Here is an 18,179-nt window from a genome sequence, read left to right as displayed (position 1 = left end):
CCGCTTCGTCCCGCGACCCGCCCTCATCGCCCCCGAGGCCGACCGGTCAGTGAGGGTAGCGTTCACACCTGACACGACCGGCGGATGGTTAACTTCGAACCATGCTGGTCGGTGCGTCCGAGGTCGAGGTGTTCGAGGGGTCCAGGGCGCGGTTGGAGGCAATCGCGTACCGCGTGTTGGGGTCGGCGAACGATGCGGAGGACGCGGTGCAGGACACGTTCCTGCGCTGGCAGTCCGCCGACCGGGCGCTCATCGAGACGCCCGAGGCATGGTTGACGAAGGTGCTCACCAACATCTGCCTCAACCGGCTCACCTCGGCGCGGGCCAGGCGGGAGACCTACGTGGGCCAGTGGCTCCCCGAGCCGGTCTTCGCCGGGGACCGGATGCTCGGTCCGTCGGACACCGTCGAGCAGCGTGAGTCGGTCTCGATCGCGATGCTCATGCTGATGGAGCGGCTCTCGGCCAAGGAACGCGTCGTGTACGTGCTGCGCGAGGCGTTCGGTTACTCGCACGGCGAGATCGCCGAGGTGCTCGATGTCACCGAGTCGAACTGTCAGCAGATCTACCGGCGTGCCAAGCAGCACCTGGCCGCCGACCGGCGCAGGGTGGAGGTCGACGCGGCCGCGGCCCGCAAGATCGTCGAGGAGTTCCTCGCCGCGGCACTCAGCGGCCAGACCGACTCACTGGTGAGGATGCTGACCGACGACGCGATCCACGTGGGTGACGGAGGCGGCGTGGTCTTCTCACTGCCGTTGCCGATCACCGGTGCGCTGCGGGTCGCGAGGTTCCTACGCGGGCTGGTCGAGCCCAGCCAGGCCAAGTGGGACATGATCGGCGGCCAGCCGGTCCTGTTCGCCGCGGTCGCCAACGGTGTGCCCGCCCTGGTGCTGGTGGTCGGCGACCGGGTCGCCACCGTCGTCTCCCTGGACGTGACCGCAGACGGCATCGCGGCTGTCCACACCCAGGCGAACCCCGGCAAGCTCGAACGCGCGACGCGCTGGTGGGCCACCTCCGAACACGGGGAACCGCTCGTCGACAACTGGTGACCTGGATCACAACTCACTGCTGTCAGGTTTCGTGCCGCTGCCCGGTTCAGGAGGCGACACCAGCCAGACAGGAGTGAAACCATGAAGCACCAGATCGTCGTTCTCGGGGCCGGATACGCCGGAGCCAACGCAGCCGGGCGCCTGGCCAAGCGACTGCACTCCGCAGACACCGAGATCACCCTCGTCAACGCCGATCCCGAGTTCGTCGAGCGGGTCCGCATGCACCAACTCGCGGCCGGCCAGGACCTGAAGCCCCGCGCACTGACCGACGTCTTCGCGGGCACGGGCGTGCGGGTGCGGCTGGCGCGGGTCACCGCCGTCGACGCCGAAACCAAGACGGTCGCCATCGTCGACGCGGACGGCCCCGGCGAGAGCGCCTACGACACGCTGGTCTACGCCCTGGGCAGCGCCGCCGCCGACCACGGCGTTCCCGGTGTCGCCGAGCACGCATACGACATCGCCGGCAAGCAGTCCGCGCTGCGGCTGCGTGCGCGTCTGGCCGGTCTCGCCGCGGGCGGCACCGTGCTCGTCGTCGGTGGTGGCCTCACCAGCATCGAAGCCGTCACCGAGATCGCCGAAGCCCGACCGGACCTCGAGGTCGCACTCGCCGCCCGCGGCGGCCTCGGCGACTGGCTGAGCGAGAAGGCCCAACACCACCTGCGCACGGCGTTCGACCGGCTCGCCATCACCCTGCACGAGCACACCGACATCACGGGCGTCGAGCAGACCGGCGCGGTCACCGCCGACGGCCGCGCGATCCCGGCCCAGGTGACCGTCTGGACGGCCGGCTTCGCCGTCCACCCCATCGCCGCGGCCACGACCCTGCGGGTCGCCGCGACGGGCCAGATCGTCGTCGACGACACCATGCGGTCGGTCTCGCACCCCGACGTCTACGCCGTCGGCGATGCCGCACTCGCCCCGGGCGCGAGCGGCAAACCGCTGCGGATGTCCTGCGCCTCGGGAGTCCCCTCGGCCCAGCACGCGGCCGACGTCATCGCCGCCCGCCTGACCGGACGCCAGATCCCCCAGAACAAGATCGGCTACCTCGGCCAGTGCATGAGCCTCGGCCGCCGCGACGCCATCGTGCAGTGGGTGACCCCGGACGACGAGACCAAACCGTCCGCGGTCACCGGCAGGATGGCCGCACGCCTCAAGGAGATGATCTGCAAGTCCGCGGCCTGGAGCATCTCCCACCCGACGTCGATGCTCCCGACTCGTCGCCGCCACACCACCCTGGCCGAAGAGCCCGTCGCGACCACCGTGTGACACGCCGCGGCGCGGGCTGCGGACCTGGTGGTACTTGTTCACCGCCGTTTCGTCTGGCGTGGCTGGCCGGCGCGGCCTGTGTGGCGTGCTGCCTGCGCCCCGGCGAAGGCGTCGCTGATGCGGGGGACTGTCGTGCCGGTGACCTCGGACTATCGTCGCGGTCATGACCGTTGCGCGTTCGCTGCTGCTGTTCGCGTTGGCCGCACTCGCCGAGATCGGCGGTGCGTGGCTGGTGTGGCAAGGGGTGCGGGAGCATCGCGGTCTACTGTGGATCGCGGCGGGAGTGCTCGCGCTCGGGGCGTATGGCTTTGTGGCGACGTTTCAGCCCGCCCCGCACTTCGGGCGGATCCTGGCGGCCTACGGCGGCGTGTTCGTCGGCGGATCTCTGGCCTGGGGCGTGATCGTGGACAGGTTCCGGCCCGACCGATGGGACTACCTCGGTGCCGCGATCTGTCTGATCGGTGTTGCCGTGATCATGTACGCGCCGCGCGGGTAGGCGTCATCGACCCGGAATCGATGTCGGAGGCGTTCGTGGTCGCGGCAGGCGCATCGGACGCGATCGGCGGCCCTCGGCGGAGGTGTGTGAGACTCGGTTGTGGTCAACTCCGAGTGGTCGCCGGCCGCGCCGGCGGTGCTGAGCAGTGCGCCCGGGTCGTTTCCGTGGAGTGTGTTGCACGACCGGCATCCCGCGTTGATCGAGAAGGTGCGGGACGGGTTGCCGTACCCGCCGGAACGGTCACGGGCGCTCGACGCGCTCGCCGAGGAGATCACCGGCGCCATCCGGCCCCTCGGCCGGTCCGCCCACGACCACGACGTGTGGGCCGAGTGGGGGCGGGACTACTTCGGTGAGCGGTGGTACGACGTGCCGTTCCTGTGGGCGGAGAGTTTCTTCTACCGCAAGCTCCTTGACGCGGTCGGCTACTTCGCGCCGGGGGAGTGGCAGGGCGTCGACCCCTTCGAGCCCGTCAAGTCCGCGGAGCTGCGGAGTGCGGCGCTGGCGGACGAGTTGGCCGTGCTCCGCGGGCTCACGGCCGACGAGCGGGACGCGGGGTTGCTGACCGCGTCGTTGTGGGGCAACCAGGCCGACCTTGGATTCCAGCTCGGGCAGGTGGCCGGCGGACGTGCGTCGGCGTTGGTGGTCGACCAGAGTGCGGCGTTGTGGTCGCTGCTCGACGGGGCCGGCACGGTGTGCGTGGTCGCGGACAACTCCGGGCGGGAGCTGGTGCCGGACCTGCTGCTCGCCGACCACCTGCTCGGCACCGGCCGGGCGGCCCGCATCGTCCTGCACGTCAAGGCGTATCCGTACTTCACGTCCGACGCCACGATGGCCGACGTGCTCGCCTGCCTGCGGCGGTTGTCCGAGACCGAGGAAGCGGGCGGGCGGTTGTGGCGTGCGATGCGGGAGGGCGATCTCGTGGTGCGTGCGCATCCGTTCTCGTGCGCGCCGTGGTCCTATCACCACATGCCGGCCGACCTCGCCGCCGAGTTCGCCGCGGCGTCGGTCACGATCATGAAGGGCGATCTCAACTACCGGCGTCTCGTCGGGGACTGCTCATGGCAGGCGGACACGCCGTTCGAGAAGGTCACCGAGTACTTCCCCGGCCCGGTGGTCGCGGTGCGCACGTGCAAGTCCGACGTCGTGGTCGGCGTGCCCCCCGAGGTGCTGGCAAGGCTCGACGCCACCGGGGAGTCGTGGCGTACCAACGGGGCGCACGCGTTGCTGCAGGTCTCGCGCTGACTCTGGTCTGGCCACTTGGCCCAGTTACCTACTCGTGAGTAGTGTAGGTTCCGCGTCCACCGCCGGGCAGGAGGAACCATGCGTCGTAGCACCGTCCTCGGATCCGTTCTCGCTGTTCTCGCAAGCGTGATCACCTCGGTCGGTGCGCCGCCGGGGCGCGCTGCCGCGGCGGCACAGGACGATTTCCTCTGGGGTGTGGCGACTTCCGGCTACCAGTCGGAAGGCTCCGCGCCGGACAGCAACTGGCGCCGCTACGAGCAGGCCGGCACGGCCTCCATCAAGGACCCGTACGTCAACGCGGTGGACTTCCGGCACCGCTACGCCGAGGACATCGCGAACGCGAAAGCCCTTGGCGTGGAAGTGTTCCGCTTCGGCGTCGAGTGGTCGCGGATCGAGCCGCGCAAGGGTGTGGTCGACCAGGCGGAGCTCGCCTACTACGACGACGTGGTCGCGCGCATCCTGGCCGCCGGCATGCGGCCCATGATCACCTTGGACCACTGGGTGTACCCGGGATGGGTCGCCGACCAGGGCGGCTGGGACGCCGACGCGACCGTCGACGACTGGCTCGCGAACGCGCGGCGCGTCGTCGACCGGTACAAGGGCAAGGGCGCCATCTGGATCACCATCAACGAGCCGACCATCTACCTGCAGAACGAGATCGCCAACGGTGGCCTGGAAGCGTGGCAGACCCCGTGGATGATGTCGCGGCTCGTGACCGTCCACCGCCGCGCCTACGACATGATCCACCAGCTGGACCCGGGCACGCTGGTGTCGAGCAACACCGCCTACCTGCCGGCGGGCGTCCAGATCGGCCAGGACACCCTGTTCGTCGACCACGTGCGGGACAAGCTCGACTTCCTCGGCCTGGACTACTACTACGGCGCCAGCCTGGACAACATCTCCGCTGTGCACGGCGCGAGCGGCGAGTTCTGGAAGATCGACCCGCAGCCGGACGGCATCTACTACGCGTTGCGGTACTACGCCCAGAAGTTCCCCACGCTTCCGCTGTACATAGTGGAGAACGGCATGCCGACCGACAACGGCCTGGCCCGGCCGGACGGCTACACGCGCTCCAACCACCTGCGCGACCACATCTACTGGATCCAGCGGGCGAAGGCCGACGGCATCAAGGTCATCGGCTACAACTACTGGAGCATCACCGACAACTACGAGTGGGGCAGCTACCGGCCGCGCTTCGGTCTGTACACAGTGGACGCACTGACCGACCCGACGCTCACCCGCCGGCCCACGGACGCCGTGGCCACCTACCGGGCACTGATCACCGGACACGGTGTGCCCGCCGGCTACGCGCCGGTCAAGCCGCCGGCCTTCTGCTCGATCGTCTCCCTGGACAGCTGCCTGTCCCCGGCGCGGTATCCCGGTCCGGTCGCACCGCTGAACTGACCCGGGGACGCTTCCGGCATGGAGATCAGAAGGATTCACGACGGTGAGGGCGAGGTCGCCGGTCACCTGTGGGATCGCATGTGCCGGGAGGTGCCGGACGGCGGCCCGCTCACCGAGGAGGGGCGACGCAGGTTGTCCCGCATGCTGGACATCGCCGCGTGGCACCGGAACGCGTTCTGCCTCGTGGCCGTGGACGGCAAGGAGCTGGTCGGGTTCGTCAACGGGCGCGTGGACGACGAGGACGGGCTGCTTCCCGGGCAGGAAGGACGGATCGACTCGCTCTACGTCGTGCCCCCGTTGCGGGGCAAGGGAGTCAGCCGGGCACTCGCCGAGGCGGCGGTCGCGTGGCTGCGTGCGCGCGGCGCGCACACGATCCGGTGCCTGTCCTGCGCCGGCGCTACCGAGGACCACGGGTTCTGGCAGACGCTCGGGTTCGAGCCGGACATGGTGGTCCTGTCGAACTATCTGAACCAGTAGGGGAAACCGGGGCCCGGCGCGTGGCCGGGCCCCGGTTTTCTCAGGCGACCGTGCAGGCGGTCCCATTGAGGGTGAACGACGTCGGCTCGGCCGTGTTGCCGGTGTGCGTGGCCTGGAAGCCGAAACCCACAGTCCCGTTCACGTTGATCGTGTTGTTGTGGGTGACCGGGCGTGCGGTGACCTGCCCGCTCGCCGGCGTGTAGGTGGCGTTCCACGCCGAGGTGATGGTCTGTCCGCCGGGCAGCGTGAACTGGAGCGTCCACCCGCTGATCGCGGCCGTGCCGGTGTTGGTGATCGAGACTTCCGCGGTCAGGCCGGTGTTCCACGGGTTCACCGAGTACGCGACGCGGCAGGGCCCGCCGGGCGGTGGCGGTGGTGGTGGGGGAGGCGGCGGTTCCGAGCCCCCGCCGTTCAAGCCGAAGAACGCGATCACCATGGCCGCCATGCCGTTCGTCGGCAGGTTGTGGCCCACGCCGTTCAGGCTGATCGCCTCGACCGGCGCGGTGGTGCCGGTGCCGCCGTACCGGGTGCGTGTCCACCCGGACTGCGGGCTGTCGGTGGACGACGGGGTCTGGCTCAGCCCGTGCACGTTCGTCCACTGCTCGACCTGCTCGGTGAAGTTCGGATAGCGCAGCGTGGTGTCGGCTGTGCCGTGCCAGACCTGCATCCTCGGCCGTGCGCCCGTGTAGCCGGGGAAGGCGTTGCGGACCAGGTCGCCCCACTGCTGCGGAGTCCGGTTGACCTGGCCGTTGGCGCACTCGCTGTTCCATGTGTTCGGTGGGGTGGTGGCGAAGCACGCGAACGGCACGCCAGCGAACGCCGCGCCGGCCTTGAACACGTCCGGGTAGTCGCCGAGCAGGACGTTGGTCGTCATGGCCCCGGAGGAAGCGCCGGTGACGAACACCCGGTTCGGGTCGCCACCGCGGTTCTGGATCACCCAGTCCACCATCGACTTGATCCCCACCGGGTCGCTGCCTCCGTTACGGCGCAACGCTTCGGCGGTGTACACGTCGAAGCACGAGCCGCTGCGGGTCGCGGACGGATAGATCACGATGAAGCCGTGCTGGTCGGCGAGCCGGGCGAACTCCGTGCCACTGAAGAAAGCCGGCCCGCTTCCCGTGCAGTAGTGCACGGCGACCAGGATCGCCGGCCGCGCCGGGCGGTTGTCCGGCACGTACAGGTGCATGCGCAGGCCGCTCGGGTTCGTGCCGAAGTTGGTGACCTCCACCAGGGACGCGGCCGCCGCGGGACTCGCCTGCCCCACGAGGGCCGCCGCGACCAGGAGAGCAGCACCCAGCCAACCCAGGATTCGTTTTCTGACCATCGCGAGATCTCCTCGTTGAGATATCTCGAATGTCTGAAAATTTCCGAAAATATCGGAAATCATCTTTCGTTGGTTGGACTGTAGCATGACGATTTTCGCATTTTGGAGCGCTCACGACGGCCGGAAGTTTCGGCGTTCGCGTACACCAGCGCGGCCGGCAGGCCCGCCACGAGCGCCATGGTGAGTGCCGCGAGGGCCAGGTGGTCACCGGCCAGCAGCGGGGTGGCGAGCAGCGTGCCGACCGGTGGTGTGCCCTGCATGAGCGTGCGGAGCGTGGCGAACGCGCGGCCGTGGAGTTCCGCCGGGATCCGCCGCATCCGCAGCGACTGTGCCCACACGGTCATCGGCGCGCTCAGTGCCCCGACCACGAAGAAGCCGGCGCCGACGAGTATGTGGTTCGGCGTCGCGAGCAGTCCGAGAAAACCCAGTGCCGCACCCGCCTGCGCCACCGCGATACCGGCGACCAGTGAGCGTTGTCGGCGCCCCGCCAGCGCGGCACCGGCGATCTCACCGGCCGCCAGCGCCGCGAGCAGCAGGCCGAGGGTGGCCGCGCCACCCGGCAGGTGGTTCTTCGCGAGCCATGGCGTTGTCACGAGCAGCATGCCCTCGGCGATGTTGAACGCCATGAACGCGATGGTCGTGGTGACGATGACACGATCGCGGCGCAACCCGGCTAGCGACGGGCGCCGGGCCTTGGAAGTGATCACAGGGGACAGCGGCTCCCGCACCGTCGCCGCCGCGAGTGCGAAGACCAGGAACGACACGCCGTCCACCGCGAGCACGACCTCGGGCCCGGCCGCGTTCACCAACAGCCCGGCGAGCGCGGGGCCGACGACGAACGCCACGCTGAAGCTCATGCTCTCCAGTGCGTTCGCCGCTTCCAGCTCCCGCTCGGCCACGAGCTGAGGGATGGCGGCCGGGAACCCCGCCAACGGCACCATCTTGAGCAGGCCGTAGGTCGCCGCGACCGCGAACGGCAGCCAACTCGGCGTGCCGCCGAGCATCGAGGTGACCGGCACCGACGCGACCGCCGCCGCCCGCAGCAGGCTGTCCACCACCAGCACGACCCGCTTGTCGAAGCGGTCGAGCACCGGTCCGACGAGCAGCCCGCCCACCAGGACCGGCGCGGTGTAGCAGACGCCGAGCAGGCCGAGGCCGGACGTGCCGTCCGGCTGCGCGAGCACGAGCCAGGACAGCGCCACGAACGTCATCCCGTCGCCGACGGACGAGATCGTCGCGCCGAGCCACAGGCGCCGGAAACCGGTGTGCCGGAGGACGGCCAGGTAGTTACGCACCCGGGGCAGCGTGCCCGTGTCAGGTCGGGCTGTCTGGCGGGAAACGGACCTGTTCGGTGCGCCGGTGACAAAGGGTGGGTGTTTTCGCTAACGGTGGTGACAGTTCTCGGGGGCTTCGTTGAAACGGCCTGTACGGCGTGGTTACCGTCGAGTAGCTACAGGTTCGTGTGGTATTCCCGGAATCAGGAGGAACAACGACGTGCCCTCGCCGAGAATGACGACGACGACGCGAAGAGGAAAATCTTTCGGGCGTTGGCGGTTGGTGGTGCTCGCGGTGCTGGCCCTTGTCATGGGGCTGGTGGGGGCGAGTATCGGCAGCGGCGCCGCCCTGGCGGCCGACAACCCGTTCCAGCGTGGGCCTGACCCGACCCCGCAGAGCATCGAGGCGGAGCGTGGCCCGTTCGCGACCTCGCAGATGACGGTGCCGGCCCAGAGTGGTTTCGGCGGTGGGACGGTCTACTTCCCGATCGACACCAGCCAGGGCACGTTCGGTGCGGTGGCCATCTCGCCCGGTTTCACCGAGCTCCAGCTCGCCATCTCGTGGTTGGGGCCCCGGCTGGCGTCACAGGGCTTCGTGGTGATCACCATCGACACCCTGGGTGTGTTCGACTTCCCGGACGCCCGCGCCGACCAGCTACTCGCCGCGCTCGACTATCTCACCAACACCAGCTCGGTGCGTAACCGGATCGACCGCAACCGGCTCGGCGTGATGGGCCACTCGATGGGCGGCGGCGCGTCGATGTCCGCGGCCAACAAGCGGCCCGCGCTGCAGGCCGCCATTCCGCTCGCCGGCTGGCACACCACCAAGAACTGGTCGGCCGTGCGGGTGCCGACGCTGGTCGTCGCGGCGCAGAACGACGCGATCGCCCCCACCAACGACCACTCGCTCCCGTTCTACAACTCGCTGGCGAACACCGTGGACAAGGCCTTCCTGGAGCTGCGCGGCGCCGGGCACAACCAGACCAACTCCCCGGACGTCACGACCGCCAGGTTCGCCATCTCCTGGTTGAAGCGGTTCATCGACGACGACACCCGGTACGACCAGTTCCTCTGCCCGACACCGCAGCCGAACACCGCCATCTCGCGTTACCTGTCCACCTGTCCCTACACGCCGTGACATCTCGTGTGACACAAGGGTTTGCCCGGTCTGACCACTCGGCCGGGCACACCTTTTTGTTGACCTCGCTCGTGCCGGTCTTCTAACCTACTGCGTAGTAGTGGGCGGTGACGGAGTGCGCGGTTTTGGTCACACACTGGAGTGCGCCCGATGACACGTCCGCAGGGAGCAAGAAGCCTCGTCCGCAACCCGTGGGCCGAGCTGCCCGCCACCATCGCGGACGCCTTGCGCCCCAACCTCGACGCGATCGCCACCGAGATGATCGACGTGATCCGGCGCGAGGTGCCTCGGTACCGGCGCCCGCTGGACTCGGAGCTGGGTCGTGACCTGGTCGCGGCCGTCCGCCGGGCGCTCGTCCAGTTCGTCGAGCTGATCGAGAACCCGAACGCCCCTCAGGAACACAACAGCACCTTCTTCCGCAGGCTCGGCAAGGCGGAGTTCCTCACCGGGCGCAACATGGACGAGTTGCAGGCCGCCTACCGGGTGGGCGCCAGGGTGGGCAGCCGTCGCTACAGCGAGATCGCGCAGGCGGTCGGGATGCCGACCGGCACCGTCCTGCTACTTAGCGAGGCGGTGTTGGTGCACATCAACGAACTGGCGAACGAGTCGGTCCGCGGGTACACCGAGGCCCGCCTGCGCAGCGCGGGCGACCTGGCGACCCGACGCCGCGCGCTCGCCGAACGGCTGCTCGAACGCAGCCCCGACCCGGGCGGCAGCTCGCCGGAGACCCTTTCCTACCAAGCGGAATGGCCGCTGCCCGCCACGTTGGCCTGTGTCGTCGTCGAGGCGCCCGGTCTCGAACTGGTGCCGGACGCGACGCTCGACACGGACGTCCTGGTGCTGGCCCGCGGCGGCGACGCCGTGCTGTTCGTGCCTGGCCCGGACGAGCCGGCGCGGGTGGACCGGTTGCGACAGCTGCTGTCGTGGCGGGTTGGCGCGCTGGGTCCGTGCGTCACCCCGGCCGACACCTGGCTGTCCGCGCACTGCGCACGGCTCGCGCTGCGGCAGGCCCGCCGCGGGATGCTCACCGCCAAGGACGGCCTGGTGGTGGCCGACGACCACCTCGCGACCCTGATCCTGCTTGGCGGCGAGCACATCGGACGCCTGCTGTCGGACGACGTGCTCGCCGCGCTGGCCGGGCTGCCGGCGGGCAAGGCGACCCGGCTCGAGGAGACACTGCACGCCCTGCTGCGCTCGATGAACAGGTCGGCACCCGAGGTCGCGACGGCACTGGGCATCCACCCACAGACCGCCCGCTACCGCCTGCGGCAGCTGGAATCCCTGTTCGGTGACCGGCTGGAGGACCCCGACTTCCGCTTCGCCGCGAGCCTCGTCCTGCACGGCCGATCACTGCGCAAACCCTGAAGGGCACCCTCCGCTTCGAGGGTGCCCTTCAGCGCATTTCCCTCAAATACCGAGACGGGCCGTCAGGAATGACCACGAGCGGTGCAGCTCGCGTTGCCAGTACGGCCAGGAATGGGTGCCCGGGCCGTAGAAGTTCGCCGTCACCGGAATTCCCAGCTGCTGCGCGCGGTTGACGAAACTCTGCGTCGCCGCCTGTGCGTTCGGCTCCAGCAGGAAATCGCCGCCCTCGTTGCTCGTGCCGGGGTCGAACGGGCCGGCCTGGCCATTTCCGCTGGACACGTACAAGGCCGTGCCGCGCAGTTTCTCCAGGTTCGCCGTCGGGTTGTGGGAGCGCCACCGGTCCGGCGCCAACAGCTCGGATCCCCACAGCAGCAGGTAGTTGAAGAAGCCTTCACGGATCAGGATCGCCTTGATGATGGCCGGCACCCCGATGCCCATCGTGTCCAGCACACCGCTGTAGGAGGCGGCCGTGGTGAACATGCCGGGGTGGCGGAACGCGTAGTGCATGGCCCCGAACCCGCCGATCGAGATCCCGGCGATGGCGCGCTGCGTGCCGGCGCGGTAGCCGCGTTCGAGGATCTGCCGCACCTCGGTGACGTGGAAGGTTTCCCAGTCCGGCTTGCTGGACAGGCCGAAGTTCCACCACGCGCTGAACATCCCGGCGGGGCCGTCGGTCGGCATCACGATCATCGCCGGCACGTTCGCGGTCAGTTCCTCGACGTCGGTGAACTGCGTCCACGACTTGTAGTCGGCCGGCTCGCAGCAGCCGTGCATCAGCCACACCTGCGGCCAGGTGCGGTTGGGCTGGCTGTCCCAACCCTGGGGCAGCAGCACCCGCACCATGCCGGTCGCGCCGAGCGACGGCGAGTTGATCTTCAGGTCGAGTGTGCGTGCGTCGATCCGGGTCTCCTGCACCACGGTGGCGCCCGTGTCGGCGGTCACCGGTGCGGCGGCGGTCGCCGGCTGGTCGGCCAGCGCGCCGGCTGCCAGGGCGGCTGCCAGCAGTCCGGTCAGCGCGGCGCTGCGCCTACCTCGTAATTTCATGTTCTCTCCTCACGTGTTGGATGGGTCGCTCCGCTCCTCCGCCCGGCCGCCTCCTTCCGTAATCGCGTGCTCGACGCTCGTACCTCGCTCACGAGCACGCTCCTCGGTCAGTCCGGCGGGGGGCTCCTCCGCTACGCGCCTAAAGCGGGATGTTGCCGTGTTTCTTCGCCGGGGGGCGCCGCCGTTTCGTCCGCATCGCGCGCAGGGCGGCGGTGACCTCCAGGCGGGTCGTCGCCGGGCGGATCACCTGGTCGACGTAGCCGCGCTCGGCCGCCGCGTAGGGGCTCGCGAACTGGCGTCGGTACTCGTCCACCAGCCGCCGCCGCAGGGCGTCGCGTTCGGCGGGTGCACAGTCGCGCAGGGTTCTGCGGTGCAGCACGGTGACCGCCGCCTCCGCGCCGAGCACGGCGATCTCGGCGGTCGGCCAGGCCAGGTTCACGTCCGCGCCGAGGTGCTTCGAGCCCATCACGGCGTAACCGCCGCCGTACGCCTTGCGCAGTACCACCGTCACCTTCGGCACGGTCGCCTCGGCGTAGGCGTAGATCAGCTTGGCGCCGCGCCGGATGATGCCGCCGTGCTCCTGCTCGCGGCCGGGCAGGTAGCCGGGCACGTCCGCGAACGTCACCAACGGGATGCCGAACGCGTCGCAGAACCGGATGAACCGGGCGGCCTTCTCCGAGGCGTGGATGTCGATCACCCCGGCCATCCACAGTGGCTGGTTCGCCACCACGCCGACCGACCGACCCTCGACGCGACCGAACCCGCAGATCATGTTGGGCGCGAACACCGGCTGCATCTCCAGGAACTCGCCGTCGTCGAGGACGGTCTCGATCACCTGACGCATGTCGTACGCCCGCGCCTGGGCGTCCGGGATCAGCTCGTCGAGCGCGAGGTCGCGCCGGGTGAGCTCGGGGCTCCCGGTGCTGGCGTACTCCGGCGCGGGCTCGAGGTAGTTGGCGGGCAGGAAGCCGACGAGCGTGCGCACCCAGTCGATGGCGTCCCGCTCGTCGCCGGCGCGGTAGTGCGCGTTGCCGGAGATCTCGCTGTTGACCACCGAGCCGCCGAGGTCGTCCCGGCTGACCGTCTCCCCGCTGATCGCGGTGACGACCTCCGGGCCGGTGACGAACATGTGCGCGATCTCGTCGACCATCACGGTGAAGTCGGTGATCGCGGGGGAGTAGACCGCGCCACCCGCGCACGGCCCCATGATCATGGAGATCTGGGGGACCACACCGGAGAGGCGCACGTTGCGGGCGCCGATCTCGGCGTAGTAGGCGAGCGCGGTGACGCCCTCCTGGATGCGGGCGCCGCCGGAGTCGTTGATGCCGATGATCGGGCAGCCGATGTCCTCGGCGAGGTCCATGACCTTGATGACCTTCTTGCCGAAGGCCTCACCGAGGCTGCCGCCGAGCACCGAGAAGTCCTGCGAGAACAGGACAACCGGCCGTCCGTCCACAGTGGCCCGTCCGGTGACCACGCCGTCGCCGTACGGCCGGTTGGCGGCCATGCCGAAGTCGGTGCAGTGGTGCCGCACGAACCGGTCCAGCTCGACGAACGAGCCGGGGTCGGTCAGCTCCTCGATCCGCTCGCGCGCGGTCAGCTTGCCCTTGGCGTGCTGGCGGTCGGCGGCCTCTTTCTCCGCGGTGCGCAACACCTCCTCGTCGCGGTCGGCGAGGTCGGCGATCCGGTAGGCGGTGGTCAGTTCCTCCGTCATGACAGTGCCTCCAGAGTCGCCGAGACACGCTCCGCGAGCACGTCGATGTTCGGCGGGTCGACCATCGAGATGTGGTCGCCGGGCACGTCGAGAACCTCCAGGTGCGGGCAGTAGGCGTCCCAGCCCAGTGCCCGGTCGGCCCGCAGGTAGCGGGGATCCAGCTCGGTGGTGAGCGGATGTGGTTGCTCCGCGCGGAACAGCAGAACCTTTCCCTCGTACGGGCCTGGCCGGTACTGCTCGGCCACCTGAGCGTCCACGTAGGACGTGTACTGGTGGTGGAGCACGGCCTCGCCCATGCCGGGCACCCGCTCCCGCAACCGCTCGATGACCAGCGGGAACCGCTCGTCCTCGGCCAGGTGCTCCATTGTGGACAGATCGAGGTCGACCTGGTAGGTGCGCTCCACGTACTGGACGAAGCGGCGGAACCGGCCGGTCAGGTAGTCCTCGGACCGAGGTGTGTCCAGCGGCAGGATCGTGTCGCCGAGGAACAGCAACCCGACCTGGTCACTGCCGAGCTGCCTGGCGGTCTCGTAGGCGAGGCAGCCGCCGAACGACCAGCCGCCAAGCCGGTAGGGCCCTTCCGGCTGACGTTCCCGGATCAACTCGGCGTAGCGGGCCGCCTTCTCCTCGACGGTCGCCAGGTCGGGCAGGCGTTCGAGGCCCAGACACGGCACGTCGTCGCCGAGCAGCTTGACGAGCGGGCCGTAGACGGCGGTCGACCCGCCGGCGGGGTGGAACAGGAACAGCGGATCGGTGTCCCCGCGGTCCGACAGCACCCGGACGGCCCCGCCGCCGTGCTCCTCGAGCACGGGCCGCAGCAGATCGGCCATGCCCGCGATGGTGGGCTGGGCGAACAGGTCGACCTGTGGCATGGCCGCGCCAAGCTCACAGGCGATCCGTGCCCGCAGCCGCTCGGCGGCGCCCTCGAACGGGATGTGCACGCTCACCACGTCCTCGTCGAGCACCTCACGCCACATCCTGGCCACCCACCGCTCGGCGAAGTCACGGGTCCCCGGCCCGGCCGGCTTCGCGGGTACGGGAGCGTTGTTCGTCGCCAGCTCGCCGGCCACGTGGCGGGCCAGGTCGTCGAGGCTCGCACCGCGTAGCAGGAGCGGCAGTGGCAGGTGCAGGCCGAAGTCCCGTTCGATGGCGGCCCGCGCGCGCATGGCCAGCAGTGAGTCAAGGCCCAACGACGTCAGCGGCGCCGTGACGTCGAGCCGGTCCGGCGCGGTACGCATCATCTCCGCCACCGTGGCCCGCATGTGCGCGGTGACCGCGGCGCGGACGGCGTCCGGATCGGACTGTGCCGCCAACTCCGCCACACCCGACCACGTCGTCTCGCCCGTGGGCTCCGGCAGCAGCGCGCCGATGAACGGTCGCCGGGCCAGCGCGGGAAACAGCTCGACGATCCGCGCCGGGTCGAAGCGCACGACCGCCGCCTGCGGCAGGTCGGAGCCCAGGATCGCCCGCAGCGCCGGCATCGCCTCCGCCGGGCTCAGCCGGTCGAGGACCGCGTTGTCCTTCTCCGTGGCGCCACCGACCTCGTCCCACGCTCCCCATTGGACGGACGTGGCGGGCACGCCCTGTGCGCGCAACTGTTCGCAGAACGCGTCCAGCCATGCGTTGGCCGTCGCGTACGCGGCCTGACCCGGCGAGCCGAACAGTCCGGCGGCGGACGAGTACGCCACCCACCAGTCCAGGGCACGATCCTCGCAGACTGCCCACAACCGTTGCGCACCAACAACCTTCGCGTGCCAGGCGGCCATCATGCCGGCCTTGTCCATGGCCAGCACGGACGCGTCGGACAGCGCACCCGCGGCGTGTACCACACCGCGCAACGGGAGACCGCCCTCGGTCGCGGCGGCCACCAGCCGTTCGGCGACGCCCGGTTCGGCGATGTCTCCCGTGACCACCCGTACGTCGCAGCTCAGCTCGACCGAGCGCGGTCGCCGGCCCGACAACACGACCCGGGTCGCGCCACGCTCGGCCAGCCACTGCGCGGCGACCCGGCCCAGGCCACCCGTGCCACCGGTGATGACGTACGCCCCCGGGCGGACGACCGGCGCGGTCGGGTCCGGAGCCGGGGACAGCGGTGTCACCCGGTGCACGTAACGTCGGCCCGCCCGCCACGCCACCTCGTCCTCGGGCGTGCCGGCCCGCACCTCCGCCACGAGCGCGTCGTCCGCGTCGGTGTCCAACCAGCCGGCGTGCAGCTCGGGGTGTTCGAACGCGAGCACCCGCACCAGCCCACGCAAAGCCGCCGGCCCCGGATCGCCACGCTCACCGGGAACCACGGCCGCCGCGGCCTGGGTGACGAGCCACAACCGCGCAGGCGGGCCGTCCGCCAACACCCGCACGAGGTCCGCCACCGCGAGCACGACGTCACGGGCGGGCACCAGCACGACCACCACGTCCGCGGGTGGCGGCGAGGTGCCGAGCGGCAGGACCTGCACGTCGTCGCCGGACAGCAGGGCAGCGACCCGTTCGGCCCGTTCGGCGTCCTCGTGCAGCAGCACCACCCGCCGAGGCTCCCGTGGCACCGAGGGCAACGGCTCCTCCTGCCAGACCGGCTGGTAGCACAGCATTTCCGGGGGCGCGACCAGATCGGACCGTCGCACCGGTACATCCGGCAGCTCCGCGGGCGAACCACCACCCGGCTCGGCCACCGCCAGTGCGTGCAGTGTCCACTCCGGACGCGACGCCGAGCGGGCGTACACGGACAGATCCAGCCCACCGGTCCGGTGGTACGCGGACACGCACACCTCGGTCGTCGCACTGAGCACGAGCGGGGCGACCACCTGCGCGTCGGTCAGCTCAGCCCCGCCGAGCACGCTCCGCGCCGCCGCCATGGCCAGCTCGACTATTCCGCCGGCGGGAAACACGGGAAGCCCGAACGTGGTGTGGCCCTGCGCGGAGTCGATCTCGCTGTACCAGACGTACCGGCCTGGCTCGGGAAGGTCGATCCGCGTGCCGAGCAGTGAACGCGCCGCGGGCGGGCGCGCCGCGGTCCAGTGCCGCCTGCGCCGCCACGCCGGTCCGGGCAGGTCGACGACCGCACGCTGGGGATAGCGGACCCGCAGTACGTCGTGCTGCCGGCCCGCGAGGGCGGCGGCGAACCCGTCGAGGGTGCCGTCGGGATCACGGCGCAGCGTCGCCGTCATCCTGACGTCGGTCATGCAGAGGGCCGTCGCGGTCTGCTCCACCGACACGGCCGCGATCGGATGTGGCGCGATCTCGATGAAGTCGCGATGCCCGTCGGTGAGCGCGGCCGTGATGGCCTGGGCGAACCGGACGGGCTGGCGAACGTTGGCGACCCAGTAGTCGACCCCGGCGCCGATCGGTCGCCTCTCGTCCACTGTGGAGTACGACGGGACGGCGGGTTCGGCCGCCTCGAGTCCGGCGAGCCGCTCACGCAACGGCGCCAGGATGGGGTCGACGGCAGGGGAATGCCCGGCGCCGCCCACGCGCAGGCGCCGGGCGAGGCCACCCTGATCGGCCACATGAGACACCAGACCGTCCACACTGGCCGCCGGACCGGACACGGTCGAATGCCGCGGTGACGCGTGGACGGCGACCCCGATGCCGGGGAACCGGCCGGCGAGCCGCACTATCTCGCCGGCCGGAAGCTCGACGACCGCCATCGCGCCGGTCCCGGACGCGTCGATTCTCGACAGCAACGACGCCCGTGCCACGACGACCCGCAACCCGTCGGCCGGGGACAAGGCTCCGGACACCACGGCGGCGGCCACTTCCCCGACGGAGTGTCCGATCACCGCGGCCGGGAGAACCCCGTAGGCACGCCAGAGCGCGGCGAGCGCGACCTGCATGCCGAAGGTGGCGGGTTGCCGCAGAGCAAGGTCCTCGCTGTCCTCGGTGAGGAGCGTGGTGAGCGTGACCCCGATCCGCGCTCGGAAGTCGGGATCGAGACCTTCGACCGCGGCGCGGAAGGCGGGTTCGTGGGCGAGGAGCCGGCGGCCCATACCCGGCCAGTAGGAGCCGTACCCGGAGAACACGAACACTGGCGAGGAAGCCTCGGACGTGCTGGGCAGTACCGACGGATCGGGCCGCCCCTCGGCCAGGGCACACAACCGCTCCCGCAGCTGATCGCGGTCCCCGGCAACGAGAACCGCGCCAGCCGCACCGGAGTCACAGCCGTGCACGAGGGCGGCGGCCAGCTCCGCGAGACCAGGCTCGTTCTCCGGCAGCCAGTCCGCCAAACCGCGAGCCCGGTCCCGCAGTCGCTGCTCGTCGGCGCCCCAGACGGCGAACACCTCCGGCCGGTCCACACCACGTGCCGAGGGGCGCCCAGCCGGCCATTCCTCCACGATCACATGCGCGTTGGTGCCGCCGAACCCGAAGGCCGACACACCCGCCCGCGCCACCCCGCCG

At 70.3% G+C, this 18,179-nt stretch carries 13 protein-coding genes; 8 read left to right on the top strand and 5 right to left on the bottom strand.

Annotation, left to right across the window (positions count from 1 at the left end):
* The first annotated feature begins 101 nt into the window (after positions 1 to 101).
* The 6 genes from VF106_RS31840 to VF106_RS31815 all read left to right on the top strand — a co-directional run bounded on the left by VF106_RS31840 (position 102) and on the right by VF106_RS31815 (position 5,931).
* Positions 102 to 1,046: an RNA polymerase sigma-70 factor gene (locus tag VF106_RS31840; RefSeq protein ID WP_330843599.1), complete on the top strand. Its 945-nt coding sequence runs from the start codon at positions 102 to 104 to the stop codon at positions 1,044 to 1,046.
* A gap of 81 nt (positions 1,047 to 1,127) precedes the next feature.
* The gene (locus VF106_RS31835; RefSeq protein ID WP_330843598.1) at positions 1,128 to 2,312 is read left to right on the top strand and encodes an NAD(P)/FAD-dependent oxidoreductase; all 1,185 of its coding nucleotides are present in this window, start codon (positions 1,128 to 1,130) and stop codon (positions 2,310 to 2,312) included.
* A 163-nt stretch (positions 2,313 to 2,475) separates the two neighbouring features.
* Positions 2,476 to 2,808: a YnfA family protein gene (locus tag VF106_RS31830; RefSeq protein ID WP_330843597.1), complete on the top strand. Its 333-nt coding sequence runs from the start codon at positions 2,476 to 2,478 to the stop codon at positions 2,806 to 2,808.
* A 99-nt stretch (positions 2,809 to 2,907) separates the two neighbouring features.
* Positions 2,908 to 4,050 carry a damage-control phosphatase ARMT1 family protein gene (locus VF106_RS31825; RefSeq protein ID WP_330843596.1) on the top strand — a complete coding sequence of 381 codons (1,143 nt, stop codon included), beginning with the start codon at positions 2,908 to 2,910 and terminating at the stop codon, positions 4,048 to 4,050.
* A 78-nt stretch (positions 4,051 to 4,128) separates the two neighbouring features.
* Positions 4,129 to 5,454: a family 1 glycosylhydrolase gene (locus VF106_RS31820; protein ID WP_330843595.1), complete on the top strand. Its 1,326-nt coding sequence runs from the start codon at positions 4,129 to 4,131 to the stop codon at positions 5,452 to 5,454.
* A gap of 18 nt (positions 5,455 to 5,472) precedes the next feature.
* Positions 5,473 to 5,931: a GNAT family N-acetyltransferase gene (locus VF106_RS31815; RefSeq protein WP_330843594.1), complete on the top strand. Its 459-nt coding sequence runs from the start codon at positions 5,473 to 5,475 to the stop codon at positions 5,929 to 5,931.
* Between the two features lie 40 nt (positions 5,932 to 5,971).
* Here the strand turns inward: VF106_RS31815 and VF106_RS31810 are convergent, their stop codons facing one another.
* Both VF106_RS31810 and VF106_RS31805 read right to left on the bottom strand, forming a co-directional pair.
* The gene (locus tag VF106_RS31810; protein ID WP_330843593.1) at positions 5,972 to 7,255 is read right to left on the bottom strand and encodes an extracellular catalytic domain type 1 short-chain-length polyhydroxyalkanoate depolymerase; all 1,284 of its coding nucleotides are present in this window, start codon (positions 7,253 to 7,255) and stop codon (positions 5,972 to 5,974) included.
* 59 nt (positions 7,256 to 7,314) lie between these two features.
* Positions 7,315 to 8,550 (bottom strand): MFS transporter, encoded by a 1,236-nt coding sequence (locus VF106_RS31805; protein WP_330843592.1) that lies wholly within the window; start codon positions 8,548 to 8,550, stop codon positions 7,315 to 7,317.
* A gap of 214 nt (positions 8,551 to 8,764) precedes the next feature.
* Here VF106_RS31805 and VF106_RS31800 point away from each other — a divergent pair, with 214 nt between their 5' ends.
* Entirely contained in the window at positions 8,765 to 9,667 is a 903-nt protein-coding gene (locus VF106_RS31800; RefSeq protein ID WP_414639108.1) for an alpha/beta hydrolase family protein, read from the top strand.
* A gap of 150 nt (positions 9,668 to 9,817) precedes the next feature.
* The gene (locus VF106_RS31795; RefSeq protein WP_330843591.1) at positions 9,818 to 11,032 is read left to right on the top strand and encodes a PucR family transcriptional regulator; all 1,215 of its coding nucleotides are present in this window, start codon (positions 9,818 to 9,820) and stop codon (positions 11,030 to 11,032) included.
* A 42-nt stretch (positions 11,033 to 11,074) separates the two neighbouring features.
* Here the strand turns inward: VF106_RS31795 and VF106_RS31790 are convergent, their stop codons facing one another.
* From VF106_RS31790 to VF106_RS31780, 3 genes are all read right to left on the bottom strand, one after another.
* The gene (locus VF106_RS31790) at positions 11,075 to 12,076 is read right to left on the bottom strand and encodes an alpha/beta hydrolase (RefSeq protein ID WP_330843590.1); all 1,002 of its coding nucleotides are present in this window, start codon (positions 12,074 to 12,076) and stop codon (positions 11,075 to 11,077) included.
* Between the two features lie 139 nt (positions 12,077 to 12,215).
* Positions 12,216 to 13,790, bottom strand: a complete 1,575-nt coding sequence (locus tag VF106_RS31785; RefSeq protein ID WP_330843589.1) for an acyl-CoA carboxylase subunit beta — start codon at positions 13,788 to 13,790, stop codon at positions 12,216 to 12,218.
* Positions 13,787 to 18,179 (bottom strand): SDR family NAD(P)-dependent oxidoreductase (locus VF106_RS31780; RefSeq protein WP_330843588.1); only part of this gene is annotated, 4,393 nt, incomplete at its 5' end. The genes VF106_RS31780 and VF106_RS31785, both read right to left, overlap by 4 nt.

Source organism: Actinophytocola sp., assembly GCF_036378875.1.
Lineage (GTDB): Bacteria > Actinomycetota > Actinomycetes > Mycobacteriales > Pseudonocardiaceae > Actinophytocola.
The sequence above is the reverse complement of the archived record's forward strand: the minus strand, read 5'-3'. Positions and strand labels throughout refer to the sequence as shown.

What these genes read in the sequence shown, in the direction of transcription:
- VF106_RS31840 (WP_330843599.1), top strand. Translation starts at nt 102, where the DNA reads ATGCTGGTCGGTGCGTCCGAGGTCGAGGTGTTCGAGGGGTCCAGGGCG.
- VF106_RS31835 (WP_330843598.1), top strand. Translation starts at nt 1,128, where the DNA reads ATGAAGCACCAGATCGTCGTTCTCGGGGCCGGATACGCCGGAGCCAAC.
- VF106_RS31830 (WP_330843597.1), top strand. Translation starts at nt 2,476, where the DNA reads ATGACCGTTGCGCGTTCGCTGCTGCTGTTCGCGTTGGCCGCACTCGCC.
- VF106_RS31820 (WP_330843595.1), top strand. Translation starts at nt 4,129, where the DNA reads ATGCGTCGTAGCACCGTCCTCGGATCCGTTCTCGCTGTTCTCGCAAGC.
- VF106_RS31815 (WP_330843594.1), top strand. Translation starts at nt 5,473, where the DNA reads ATGGAGATCAGAAGGATTCACGACGGTGAGGGCGAGGTCGCCGGTCAC.
- VF106_RS31810 (WP_330843593.1), bottom strand. Translation starts at nt 7,255, where the DNA reads ATGGTCAGAAAACGAATCCTGGGTTGGCTGGGTGCTGCTCTCCTGGTC.
- VF106_RS31800 (WP_414639108.1), top strand. Translation starts at nt 8,765, where the DNA reads ATGACGACGACGACGCGAAGAGGAAAATCTTTCGGGCGTTGGCGGTTG.
- VF106_RS31795 (WP_330843591.1), top strand. Translation starts at nt 9,818, where the DNA reads ATGACACGTCCGCAGGGAGCAAGAAGCCTCGTCCGCAACCCGTGGGCC.
- VF106_RS31790 (WP_330843590.1), bottom strand. Translation starts at nt 12,076, where the DNA reads ATGAAATTACGAGGTAGGCGCAGCGCCGCGCTGACCGGACTGCTGGCA.
- VF106_RS31785 (WP_330843589.1), bottom strand. Translation starts at nt 13,790, where the DNA reads ATGACGGAGGAACTGACCACCGCCTACCGGATCGCCGACCTCGCCGAC.